The organism is Lutibacter holmesii (assembly GCF_042679665.1).
GTDB classification, from domain to species: domain Bacteria; phylum Bacteroidota; class Bacteroidia; order Flavobacteriales; family Flavobacteriaceae; genus Lutibacter; species Lutibacter holmesii.
Map to the genome: position 1 here is coordinate 49,251 of NZ_JBHTMV010000006.1, position 11,979 is coordinate 61,229.

At 30.4% G+C, this 11,979-nt stretch carries 10 protein-coding genes; 7 read left to right on the top strand and 3 right to left on the bottom strand.

Annotated elements, in window-relative coordinates; translation table 11 throughout:
• Nucleotides 1-220 precede the first annotated feature (220 nt).
• From pfkA to ACFQ5N_RS11895, 3 genes are all read left to right on the top strand, one after another.
• Nucleotides 221-1,207 carry a 6-phosphofructokinase gene (gene pfkA / locus ACFQ5N_RS11885; RefSeq protein ID WP_386809783.1) on the top strand — a complete coding sequence of 329 codons (987 nt, stop codon included), beginning with the start codon at nucleotides 221-223 and terminating at the stop codon, nucleotides 1,205-1,207.
• Between the two features lie 30 nt (nucleotides 1,208-1,237).
• A complete protein-coding gene (gene gap / locus ACFQ5N_RS11890; protein WP_386809784.1) occupies nucleotides 1,238-2,242 on the top strand; it encodes a type I glyceraldehyde-3-phosphate dehydrogenase in 1,005 nt (334 codons plus the stop codon).
• Between the two features lie 87 nt (nucleotides 2,243-2,329).
• Nucleotides 2,330-3,190: an N-acetylglucosamine kinase gene (locus tag ACFQ5N_RS11895; protein ID WP_386809786.1), complete on the top strand. Its 861-nt coding sequence runs from the start codon at nucleotides 2,330-2,332 to the stop codon at nucleotides 3,188-3,190.
• Here the strand turns inward: ACFQ5N_RS11895 and ACFQ5N_RS11900 are convergent.
• Nucleotides 3,176-4,435, bottom strand: coding sequence for a UDP-N-acetylmuramoyl-tripeptide--D-alanyl-D-alanine ligase (locus ACFQ5N_RS11900; RefSeq protein WP_386809788.1), 1,260 nt, complete (start codon nucleotides 4,433-4,435; stop codon nucleotides 3,176-3,178). The genes ACFQ5N_RS11895 and ACFQ5N_RS11900 overlap by 15 nt on opposite strands.
• Nucleotides 4,436-4,497: 62 nt before the next feature.
• On the bottom strand, nucleotides 4,498-6,180 hold the full coding sequence (gene gldJ, locus ACFQ5N_RS11905; RefSeq protein ID WP_386809789.1) for a gliding motility lipoprotein GldJ: 1,683 nt from the start codon (nucleotides 6,178-6,180) through the stop codon (nucleotides 4,498-4,500).
• Between the two features lie 818 nt (nucleotides 6,181-6,998).
• Here gldJ and porV point away from each other — a divergent pair.
• The 4 genes from porV to ACFQ5N_RS11925 are packed head-to-tail and all read left to right on the top strand — an operon-like array spanning nucleotide 6,999 to nucleotide 10,131.
• Nucleotides 6,999-8,141, top strand: a complete 1,143-nt coding sequence (gene porV, locus ACFQ5N_RS11910; RefSeq protein WP_386809790.1) for a type IX secretion system outer membrane channel protein PorV — start codon at nucleotides 6,999-7,001, stop codon at nucleotides 8,139-8,141.
• Between the two features lie 9 nt (nucleotides 8,142-8,150).
• Nucleotides 8,151-8,633 carry a cytidine deaminase gene (gene cdd, locus ACFQ5N_RS11915; RefSeq protein WP_386809792.1) on the top strand — a complete coding sequence of 161 codons (483 nt, stop codon included), beginning with the start codon at nucleotides 8,151-8,153 and terminating at the stop codon, nucleotides 8,631-8,633.
• 9 nt (nucleotides 8,634-8,642) lie between these two features.
• On the top strand, nucleotides 8,643-9,026 hold the full coding sequence (locus tag ACFQ5N_RS11920) for a group III truncated hemoglobin (RefSeq protein ID WP_386809794.1): 384 nt from the start codon (nucleotides 8,643-8,645) through the stop codon (nucleotides 9,024-9,026).
• A 34-nt stretch (nucleotides 9,027-9,060) separates the two neighbouring features.
• A complete protein-coding gene (locus tag ACFQ5N_RS11925) occupies nucleotides 9,061-10,131 on the top strand; it encodes a 3-oxoacyl-ACP synthase III family protein (protein ID WP_386809796.1) in 1,071 nt (356 codons plus the stop codon).
• Between the two features lie 49 nt (nucleotides 10,132-10,180).
• Here ACFQ5N_RS11925 and pafA read toward each other — a convergent pair whose 3' ends face one another.
• Entirely contained in the window at nucleotides 10,181-11,866 is a 1,686-nt protein-coding gene (gene pafA / locus ACFQ5N_RS11930) for an alkaline phosphatase PafA (protein WP_386809798.1), read from the bottom strand.
• Between the last annotated feature and the right edge of the window lie 113 nt (nucleotides 11,867-11,979).

Below are 11,979 nucleotides of genomic sequence, written 5' to 3' on the forward strand. Positions count from 1 at the left end.
AGAGATAAATTATGCGGTTTTTTGGTGTGTAACTATAGAATTTTTAAGTACCAGTTAATTTGCGTAATTTTGTTTTCGGTTTTTCAAATGAAAGTTGTTTAAATGACTGAAAAAACGCTTTTTAAAAAGAAAATTATACCGAAATCGTTTTAGTGAATAAAGGCTAGAATTGTAGGAGGAAAATGGATTAAAAAGTAATTTTGGACAATATTTTTAAAGAATGAATGAACCAATTAAAAAGATAGCATTATTAACATCTGGAGGAGATGCTCCAGGAATGAATGCGGCTGTACGATCTGTAGTTAGAGCTTGTACATATTATAGAATTGAATGTGTTGGTGTATACCGTGGTTATGAAGGATTGATTGAAGGTGATTTTGAAGCGTTATCTGGACGTCACGTAAGTAACATCATTAATAAAGGTGGTACTATTTTAAAATCTGCCCGATCAATGGAATTTAAAACTGTTGAAGGAAGAGCCAAAGCACATAAAAACCTAGTTGATGCGGGTGTAAATGCTTTAGTTGTTGTTGGTGGTGATGGAACATTTACTGGAGGATTAAAATTTATACAAGAATTTAATTTTCCTGTAGTTGGTATTCCTGGAACAATTGACAATGATATTTATGGAACAGATTATACCATAGGATATGATACCGCTTTAAATACTGTTGTAGAAGTAATTGATAAAATTCGTGATACAGCAGGTTCACATAATAGATTGTTTTTTATTGAAGTAATGGGGCGCGATGCTGGTTTTATAGCCTTAAATGCCGGTATAGGTTCTGGAGCTGAAGAAGTCTTAATTCCTGAAAAGGATATAGGTTTAGATAAATTAGAAGAATCATTGAAAAATGGTAGAGATAAAGGAAAAACATCTAGTATTGTAGTTGTTACAGAAGGTAAAAAAATAGGAAAAAGCGTTTTTGAGCTTGGAGATTATATCAAAGAAAAATATCCTGCCTATGACATTAGAGTTTCTGTATTAGGACATATGCAAAGAGGGGGAACACCAAGTTGTTTTGATAGAGTATTAGCCAGTAGATTAGGTGTTGCAGCAGTAGAGTGCTTGTTAGACAGAGTTTCTGGTGTAATGGTTGGTGTAATAAACAATGAAATTGTTTTAACAGGATTAAACAAAGCCATTAAATTAAACAACGAAATAGATAAAGAATTACTAAGAGTGGCTGAAATAACTTCAGTATAAAATTGAATAATAAAAATTAAGATTAAAAAAATGGGAACAATTAAAATTGGAATTAACGGATTTGGTAGAATTGGTAGAATAGCTTTTAGAGTAGCTGTAGCAAGACCAAATATTGAAATCGTAGGAATTAATGATTTATTAGCTGTAGAGCACTTAGCTTACTTATTGAAGTATGATTCAGTTCACGGTCAATTTGACGGAACTATTGATGTAAAAGATGGTAACTTAGTTGTTAACGGAAAATCAATTAGAATTACTGCAGAGCGTAATCCAGAAGATTTAAAATGGGATGCTGTAGGAGCTGAGGTTGTATTAGACTGTACAGGTATCTTTACAAACTTAGAAGGAGCTGGAAAACATATTACTGCTGGAGCTAAAAAAGTTGCAATTTCTGCACCATCTGCTGATGCACCAATGTTTGTAATGGGTGTAAATAGTGATAAAGTTACTGCTGCTGATACAATTGTATCTAATGCATCTTGCACTACTAACTGTTTAGCACCAATCGCTAAAGTGTTAAATGACAAGTTTGGTATTGTTGAAGGATTAATGACAACTGTTCACGCTGCAACTGCAACTCAATTTACAGTTGATGGTCCATCTAAAAAAGATTTCCGTTTAGGTCGTGCTTCTTTAAATAACATTGTACCTGCATCTACAGGAGCTGCAAAAGCAGTAGGAAAAGTAATTCCAGAATTAAACGGAAAATTAACAGGCATGGCATTTAGAGTACCAACTGTTGATGTATCTGTTGTTGATTTAACTTGTCGTTTAGAAAAAGGTGCTTCTTTTGAAGAAGTAAAAGCTGCAATTAAAGATGCTTCTGAAAATGAATTAGCTGGTGTTTTAGGTTATACTGAAGAAGGTGTAGTTTCTCAAGATTTCGTATCTGAGCCAAAAACAAGTACTTTTGATGCAAATGCTTCAATTGGATTAAATGACAACTTCGTAAAAATCGTATCTTGGTATGATAATGAGTATGGTTATTCTTCTAAATTAGTTGATTTAGCTACACTTATTGCTGAAGTAAAATAATTATATATTATTATAAATCTAACCTTGAATTTATGTTTTTTTAACTGATTTAAGGTTAGATTTTTATTTTTAAAAAAACACCTAAAGATGATTTTAATAGCTGATGGCGGTTCTACCAAAGCAGACTGGATTTTACTTGATACGTCAGGTGAAGTTGTGCTTAAAACAAGAACAGGAGGTTTAAACCCAGCTGTTTTTTCAACTGATTTGATGAAAAATCGAATTAGTGAGAATGCTGAGTTTAATACTTACAAAGAAAAGATAACTGAAGTGTATTTTTATGGTGCCGGTTGCGGTACTGAAAAACCTACAGCTCTTTTAAAGTCGCTATTTGAATCATTCTTCATAAATGCTAAAGTTGAGGTAAAAGAAGATACTTATGCCGCAGCTTACGCAGTAACATCTAAACCAGGAATTGTTTGTATTTTAGGTACAGGTTCAAATAGTTGTTATTTTGACGGCGAAAAAGTTGATGTTAGAATTCCATCATTAGGTTATATTTTAATGGATGAAGCAAGTGGTAATTATTTTGGTAAAAAGTTATTAAGAGATTACTATTACAATAAAATGCCTAAAAAAGTGGCTGCGCTTTTTGAAGAGCAATTTAATGTTGATGCAGACACTATTAAAAGAAATATTTACAAAGAAGACAATCCTAATACTTACTTAGCAACCTTTGCAGAGTTTTTATTAAGAAATGAGCGTACAGCTTATTACAATAAAGTACTGAGAAAAGGAATTGTTGAATTTTTTGAAAATAGAATTTTAACGTATAAAGAATGCGAAGAAGTACCAGTTCACTTTGTTGGATCTATTGCCTTTTTTGGTAAAGATATAATTGAAGATGTAGCTAATTATTATAAAATTGTACTTGGTAAAGTTGTAAGAAGACCAATTGATGGTTTGATTGATTACCACAGAGAAAAATTAAAATTAGAAGAGGTCTAAAATTCTTTCTAAAGCCATTCCGCGTGAACCTTTAATTAGAACCGTACTATTTTTTATTGATCTAAAAATATTAGAATTTTGAAACGATTCAAAATTCTCAAAACTAAAAGCATTTTTTACACTGGTGGTAGAAAATGCTTTTCCTATTAAATACACTTTCTCAAAATCTGAGTTCGTTGCTAATTCAGCAATTTTTTGATGTTCAATTTCACTGCTTTCACCCAATTCGAACATATCTCCTAAAATTACAATTTTTGGATTTTCTTTTAACTGATTAAAGTTTTCTAAAGCGGCTTGCATACTGCTAGGATTTGCATTGTAAGCGTCTAAAACAATTTTATTTGTGTTTTTTAAAATAATTTGTGATCGGTTATTTGAAGGAATATAATTTTCAATTGCATTTTTTATAGCATCAGTTGAAACATTAAAAAAAGCTCCAATTGCAATGGCTGCAGAAATATTTTTGTAATTGTATTTGCCTATTAATTGACTCTTAATTTGTGTGTTTTTGTATGTAACTGTAACTAAAGGATTTGCACTGCTAAATTTAATAGAATTATTGTTAAACATAATTTGTTCAATTCCTTCTGCTTGAATTAATTGTTTTTCATCGTCTTCATTAATAAAAGCTTTACCATTTGTTTTTCTTAAAAAATCATAAAGCTCAGATTTTCCTTTTACAACTCCTTCCATACTTCCAAAGCCTTCTAAATGTGCTTTTCCAAAGTTGGTAATGTATCCAAAATTAGGTGCTGCTATTGCACAAAGCAATTCAATTTCTTTCAAATGATTGGCACCCATTTCAACAATTCCAATTTCGGTTTCACTATTCATTTTTAACAATGTTAGCGGTACACCAATGTGATTATTTAGGTTTCCAATAGTTGCTGTAGTTTTATATGTTGTTGAAAGTACAGCGTTTATTAACTCTTTGGTAGTTGTTTTTCCATTACTGCCTGTAAGCGCAATAATTGGAATATTTAGTTGTTTTCTATGAAAATTGGCTAATTCTTGAAGCGTACTTAATACATTGTCAACCAATATGGTTTTATCAGAAATATAGAATTCTTTTTCATCTATAATAGCATAATCGGCTCCGCTTTTTAGGGCTTCTTTAGCAAATTTATTACCATTAAAATTATCTCCTTTTAAAGCAAAAAATAGACTTCCTTTCCTAATTTTTCTTGTGTCAGTATCTACCAAAAAATTATTGGTAAATAATTGGTATAAGTTTTCAATTTTCATAAAATAAAGATAAAAAAAACCTCACTGAAATTCAGTGAGGTTTTAAATATTTATTAAGAATTTTAATATCTAATTTTAGTGGTAGTAGGTTTTCTACGTTTATAATTCATGGAACCAACTCTATCTGTAGCGCAACGGAACCCAATGAAATTGGTAGACATATATTGCGGTAAATAACGACGATGAGCAGGGTCAAGCCAATACGCTCTGTCTTTCCAAGATCCTCCTTTATAAACACGAGTTTCATTACTAATTAAAGTACTTCTAACTTCTTTGTCGTATTGTTGTTTAATTAAACCGCTTTCTCCAATTTCTCTTGGTTTAACAGGAGAATTATACATTCTTGGTTTGGTGTCTAGTTCATCTTCTTCTTTTTCATAAGATTTTGTAGAAGCCAAGTCTCCATCTCTGGCGTCAACATTAAATGCTTTTTCGTAATTATTACGCATATAAGCATCTCTTTTTGTAATTGGAACATATTTTACACTTCCAGGCATTGCCTTTGGCATTAATTGTCCGTTATCTAAAGTATCAAATTCAATTGAAGTATCATCAACTATTACAACTTTACCTTCAGCGTCAATATATTTTTTAGTGAATATGTTTCCTCTAAAATAATTAAAATCGTTGGCGTCATTATCAATAATTGGTCTGTAAACATCTGCAACCCATTCTGCAACATTTCCAGACATATCATAGAGTCCAAATGCGTTTGGATTGTATGATTTTACTTGAATTGTTATGTCGGCTCCATCATTACTCCATCCTGGAACACCGCTATAATCACCTTTACTTTGTTTAAAGTTAGCTAACTGGTCTCCTTGGTATTTACTATCTTTATTACGTGTGTATTTACCATCCCAAGCATATTTTTTTCTTCCTCTAATATCATTGTATTCTCTGTTTTCAACAGTTGCCTTTGCAGCAAATTCCCACTCAACTTCAGTAGGAAGTCTAAATTTAGGTGATAAAATACCATCAGAAACTTTAACTTGTTTTACTTTACCATCTTTATCATAGTTGTAAATAGTTGAATCTCCTTCAAACAATAATTCTGGGTTTGTTAAATATGTGTCTGTATTATAATTATTTCTACCTCTAATAACAAGAGAATCCATTTCATAGATAGAATTTAATACACCTTTATCCATTAAAATTTTCTCGTTTACACGATCACTTCTCCATTTACAATATTGTGTGGCTTGTAACCAGCTTACACCAACCACAGGATAGTCTGCATACGATGGGTGTCTTAAATAATTTTCCGTAAGTAATTCGTTAAAACCTAATACATCTCTCCAAACCAAAGTATCTGGTACTGTAGATTGGTATATGTTTTTATAATTTGGATCGTTTGGTGGAAATACTTTTTCCATCCATTCTAAATAAAACAAATACTCAGAGTTTGTTACTTCTGCTTCATCTAAATAAAATGAACGTACTTGTTGTTTTACAGGAGTTGTATTCCAATCAAACATAACATCGTCTTGAACTTGTCCCATTGTAAAAGTTCCTCCTTCAATTAAAACCATTCCCGGAGGAGCTTCTTGTCCTTTATATTCCGAATCAGCAGTGAACCCAGCTTTTTCTTTGTCTTTTGAACTCCAACCTGTAAGTGATTTGTTGTTACGCGGATTTCTATTGTGGCAACTAACAACTACAAGCGATATAAATGCTAATAAAAAAAGTTTAGTAACATTAGATAAATTTCTCATATTCATTTTTAACTTAATAGGGTTTTTCATGTTCTGCAATTTACATTAAATAAATTTTTTCGCAAGAAATAAATTTAATAAAATAAATTATATCTGTTTTGCTTTAACGTATGTATTTAACCTTTATTATATGAGTTTAGCACTTATATTAAAATATCATACTTTATTCAGTGTGTTTAGTGTAATTTTAAAACAATCTATCTATTTTTTTGAATATAAAATGTATTGAGTTTTATAATTTTATAATCGACTTTATTGTTATAAGTTATTGATATTTAGTTGTTTGATGTTGTTTTGGTTTTGGGTGTTACTTTGTTGTTTTTTAAATTGAATTTTGCAATGCTTGTTTGCTGTTGTTTTTAGGTGTTAATTAGAAAAGAAGATTTATTTAAATTTTTATGTTTCTTGTAAAGTTTAAAAATTAATTTTTACTGGAAAATGAGGTTGATTTTTAAAGTTTTTTTTGAGTAAATCTTTATTAAATTACCTGTGATAATTGAGATAATTGTTCAGTTGCCACTAAAAAGTTGTGAATATTTGCGAAAGTGTAATTAAATAAACTGTTATTTATTGTACAAATTTGTAACAATAAACAGGATGTATCAACGTTTATTTTTTATAATTAATGATTATTATTATTACGTTTGTAACAATTTGCTATATTTTTGAGACTATTTTAAGGGTGTTTTGGTTGAAAAAACAACTTTTTTAGATGTTATTAAAATGTTTAAAAGCGTTTAATAAGGATTAAATAGTCGTAAATTGTAGTTCATTTACAGAAAAAACAGAAAAATTAGTAATACTTCAATAATAATAAGATATTTGTTGAGTAAAATAAATTGAAATAAATGAAGAAAATTATTCTTTTAACCCTAACAGTTTTAGTTGCGTTTACAACAATTCATGCGCAAGATCAGCCTAACCCAATAACTACAGCAGCTCCATTTTTACTGATAGCTCCAGATGCTAGAGCCGGTGGATTAGGAGATTTAGGTGCAGCAACTTCAGCAGATGCTTTTTCTCAACATTGGAATCCTTCAAAATTAGCTTTTGCTCCTTCTGAATTTTCAGTAGGGGTTTATTATACACCTTGGTTAAAGGAATTAACGAATGATGTCTTTTTAGGAGGAATTACTTTTGCAAATAGAATTAATGAAAGAAGTTCTTGGGGGGCAAGCTTAAAATATTTTAATTTAGGTCAAATAGATTTAACTGATGATATTGGACAACCTGCAGGGACTGAAAAATTAAACGAATTTTCATTAGACGGATCCTATTCTATAAAATTAAGTGAAACATATTCGATGGGAGTAGGTTTAAGATATGTACGTTCAGATTTGGGAATAGAATCAGCAAACTCAACAATTAATCCTGTGAATACATTCACAGTTGATATTTCTGGGTTTTATCAATCTGACGAGAAAAATTATGGCGGTTTTAATGGAGTTTGGAGAGCAGGTTTTAATATTTCTAATATTGGACCTAAGGTTTCTTATTCTAATGACAGTGAAGAAAATTTTATGCCTACCAATCTAAAAATTGGTGGTGGATTTGATTTTGTTTTAGATAGTTATAATAAAATTACTATAAACGCTGAATTAAATAAATTGTTAGTTCCAACACCTAGTGTTTCTGTATATGACGATGGAGAAGCTCCATATGTGCAAGAAGATATTGGTTTTTTTAGCGGAATGTTTGTTTCTTTTGCTGATGCTCCGGGTGGATTTGAAGAAGAAATGCAAGAAATCACTTACTCTTTAGGTGCTGAGTATATGTACGATGATTCTTTTGGATTAAGAGCTGGTTATTTTCATGAAAGTGATATGAAAGGAGCAAGACAATTTTTAACAGTTGGAGCTGGATTTAAATTTAAAAGTGCAAAAATTGATATGTCTTATTTATTCAATACTTCTGATTTGAATAACCCTTTAGAAAACACCTTACGATTTGCTTTAGCATTTGATTTTGGTGAAATATTTGAAATATATTAAAGCCATTTAATGAAAAAAATAGCAATAAAAACAGAAATTACAATTTTTGAATCAATTAATGAATTGCCGAAACAGGTTAAATTATTAATGGAAAAAGCAATTGAAGCAAAAGCTACTGCATATGCGCCTTATTCAAAATTTAAAGTTGGAGCTGCTTTATTGTTAGAAAATGGGAGCATAGTAACCGGGAATAATCAAGAAAATGCAGCATATCCATCTGGGATGTGCGCTGAAAGAGTTGCAATTTGGAAAGCAGCTTCTAATTTCCCAAACGAAAAAATAATTTCCTTAGCCATTTCAGGTAGTTCTTCATCTCAAATTACAAGTGAGCCAGTTGCTCCTTGTGGAGCTTGTAGACAAACACTTTTTGAATATGAAATTAAACAAAAAGATGCAATTGAATCTTATTTTATGGGTGAAATAGGAAAGGTTATTAAAACAAATTCAATATTAGATTTACTTCCAATTGCTTTTGATAAATCATTTTTATAATAACTAATTATGAAAAAAGATATAGAAGGAAGAGACGATATTTATGCTCTTGTAAGTCTTTTTTATAAAAAGTTATTAAGTGATGAATTAATGATTCATTTTTTTGAAGATTTTAAAGATCCAGACCATTTAGAAGAGCATTTACAAGTGCTTGTAGATTTCTGGGATAATATTATCTTTTTTTCTGGTGGGTATCGTAAAAATGCGATGCAGCCACATATAGAAATGCAAAAACTAAAACCGTTTAGCGGGGAACACTTTAATCGTTGGTTATCAAGTTTTAACGAGTCTGTTGATGCGCTTTTTGAAGGTGAAAATTCTCGCCAAATAAAGACAAGAGCACTCTCGATAGCCACCGTAATGAAAATTAAAGTTTTTGAGCTAAATAATTAAAATATTTTTACCTTTGTACCTTACTTTTTAGATAATGAATGTACACTCAAAAATTACCGGTACAGGAAGTTATATTCCTTCCGTTATTAAAACAAATAATGACTTTTTAAACGAAACTTTTCTAAATGAAGATGGTACGCCATTTGAACAAGAAAATGATGTTATTATTGAAAAATTTAAAGCAATCACAGGGATTGAAGAAAGACGATATGCAACTGATGATTTAAATTCATCGGATTTAGGTTTTTTTGCTTCTGAAAAAGCAATTAAAGACGCTAATATTGATAAAGAAGATTTAGATTATATTATAGTTGCACATAATTTTGGAGACGTAAAAAGAGGATCAAATCAAATAGACGTTTTGCCAAGTTTAGCTTCTAGAGTTAAATACAGGTTAGGAATTAAAAACCCTAATTGTGTAGCTTATGATATTTTATTTGGTTGTCCAGGTTGGGTTCAAGGTGTTATTCAAGCCGAGGCATTTATAAAAGCTGGAATTGCTAAAAAATGTTTGGTGATTGGTACTGAAACACTTTCTAGAGTAGTTGATAAATATGATAGAGACTCTATGATTTTTGCTGATGGAGCCGGAGCTTGTATTGTTGAAGCTAAAGAAGGAGGAGTGGATGCAGGTATTTTAAGTCACGCAACAAGATCAGATGTTTTAGATGAATGTTATTATTTATATTCAGGAGAATCTTTTAAAGAAGATGTAGATTCTAACATACATTACATAAAAATGTTAGGGCGTAAAATTTATGAATATAGCTTAACAAATGTTCCTTTAGCAATGAAAACAGCACTTGATAAAAGTGGTGTTGATATAGCAGACGTAAAAAAGATTTTTATTCATCAAGCGAATGAAAAAATGGATGAGCAAATTGTTAGACGCTTTTTCCGTTTATATAAAACGAAAGTTCCTGAAGGAGTTATGCCTATGAGTATTTATAAATTAGGAAATAGTTCTGTTGCAACTGTGCCTACTTTATTTGATATGGTTAAGCATGGTCAAATGGAAAATCAAGATATTAATGAAGGTGATGTTGTGATTTTTGCTTCAGTAGGAGCGGGTATGAATATCAATGCAATTGTATATAAATACTAATTGTTTTCAAATAAAATTAAAAAAAAAGACCTCAATTGAGGTCTTTTTTTTATTTCAATACTTCCGTAATTGTTTTTCCTGTAGTGCCGTTTGGCTGTTCAATTTTTAGCAAGCTTGCTAATGTTGGTGCAATATCAATAATTGGATAATAGGTATTTGAACTACCTTTTTTAAATCCTTCACCATAAAAAATTAAAGGTACGTGTGTGTCATAACTATAACCTGAACCGTGCGTGCTTCCTACTTTTGAATAACTTATGGTTGTAGGGTTTGGAACAAATAAAATATCACCAGACCTTTTTTGATTGTAGCCATTTTGAAGCGTTTGTAAAATACCTGAATTAAATGAGGTTGCTTGCATAGTATGTGCGCTTACTGATTTGTATACCTTACTAAAATTGATTAATTCATCAACCAACACTTGCTCAACTTTTAAAATATCTAAATTCAGTGCTTTAATTTTTTCTTTATTTAAAAATATTTGATTGTTAGAAATGTTTTCAATTAATTCTGTTGAATTGAAATAAGTTTGTGTTTGTTTATTAACAAAGGCTTTAAATTTGTCTTTATCAAAATAACCACCAGGAATTTTTAATGTTTGTAAATAAGAAGGAACTTGAACCGCAGCGTGATCGGCAGTTAAAAATAAACTGTAATTTCCTTTTCCAACTTTTTCATCTAAAAAAAGAATAAAATCTTCAAGATTTTTGTCTAATCTAATATAAGAATCTTCAACTTCTTTTGAATCTACACCAAATTGATGACCAACATAATCTGTACTTGAGTAGCTAACTGCTAAAAAATCTGTGAATTCTGATTTTCCTAAATTCTCACCAATAATTGTAGCTTTGGCAAAATCTGTTGTGAAATCATTACCAAAAGCAACAGCTTTTAATAAATCATAATTCCCATTTTCTTTTCTTAATTCAGACAAGTCATATGGAAATGATGGGCTTTCTTTTCCATTAAAAGGTCTTTCAAAATTATTAGCATCACTAATAGTTTCAGTATAGCTTTCTATGTTGTAATAAGTATCCCAAGTTTTTTCTAAATAAGCATTTGCTACGCCAGAATTATTGAAGTCATTTACCCAAGTTGGTAAAGTGTCCATATAAAATGTACTTGAAATAAACTTTCCGTCGTCACCTCCTTTAAACCAATAAGCTGCGTTTGCAGTATGACCAGCAGGTAAAATAGCCGATCTATCTTTAATTGAAATTCCAATAGTTTTCCCCTTCATGTTTTGAGCCAATTTCAATTGGTCAGTTATTGTTGTAGTTAGCATTCTATAAGGTGATTTTTGTCCACCTTCGTTTGTTCCAACAGTGTTATAAGAGGCGTCATCTACACAATAAATATATTTTTTTTCGAACTTTTCATACCAATTGTTTCCTATAATTCCGTGGTTTGTTGGTGTTGTTCCTGTATAAATAGAAGTATGTCCAACGGCAGTGTATGTTGGTATGTAATTGAAATGTACATTTTGTAAATTATATCCACTACTCATTAAACGCTTAAAGCCGCCTTCACCATATTTATGGTAAAACTTAATTAAATAATCGTAGCGCATTTGGTCTACAATAATTCCTACTATTAATTTTGGTCTTTTAAGTGAGTCTATTTGCTGTGCTACCGAAGTATTTTTTTGCGTAATTGTTTTGTGACTTTTTGTATTAGCAGATCCACATTGAATTAACATGAAACTAATTAAAATAAACGAGAATAATTTCTTCATAATGTAATTTTTAAGGTTTTGAAGGTGCGTCAAAAATACTCTTTTTTTTAAATGAGAGAATCAATTTTATGTTACAAAAACTTTAATCATCATATTAATTTGATATTTTAGCA

Bases quoted from the DNA above. Each gene is read 5' to 3' on its own strand.
- ACFQ5N_RS11900 (WP_386809788.1), bottom strand. From the start codon at position 4,435: ATGAAAATTGAAAACTTATACCAATTATTTACCAATAATTTTTTGGTA.
- ACFQ5N_RS11920 (WP_386809794.1), top strand. From the start codon at position 8,643: ATGAAAAAAGATATAGAAGGAAGAGACGATATTTATGCTCTTGTAAGT.
- ACFQ5N_RS11895 (WP_386809786.1), top strand. From the start codon at position 2,330: ATGATTTTAATAGCTGATGGCGGTTCTACCAAAGCAGACTGGATTTTA.
- pfkA (WP_386809783.1), top strand. From the start codon at position 221: ATGAATGAACCAATTAAAAAGATAGCATTATTAACATCTGGAGGAGAT.
- gldJ (WP_386809789.1), bottom strand. From the start codon at position 6,180: ATGAAAAACCCTATTAAGTTAAAAATGAATATGAGAAATTTATCTAAT.
- pafA (WP_386809798.1), bottom strand. From the start codon at position 11,866: ATGAAGAAATTATTCTCGTTTATTTTAATTAGTTTCATGTTAATTCAA.
- porV (WP_386809790.1), top strand. From the start codon at position 6,999: ATGAAGAAAATTATTCTTTTAACCCTAACAGTTTTAGTTGCGTTTACA.
- gap (WP_386809784.1), top strand. From the start codon at position 1,238: ATGGGAACAATTAAAATTGGAATTAACGGATTTGGTAGAATTGGTAGA.
- cdd (WP_386809792.1), top strand. From the start codon at position 8,151: ATGAAAAAAATAGCAATAAAAACAGAAATTACAATTTTTGAATCAATT.
- ACFQ5N_RS11925 (WP_386809796.1), top strand. From the start codon at position 9,061: ATGAATGTACACTCAAAAATTACCGGTACAGGAAGTTATATTCCTTCC.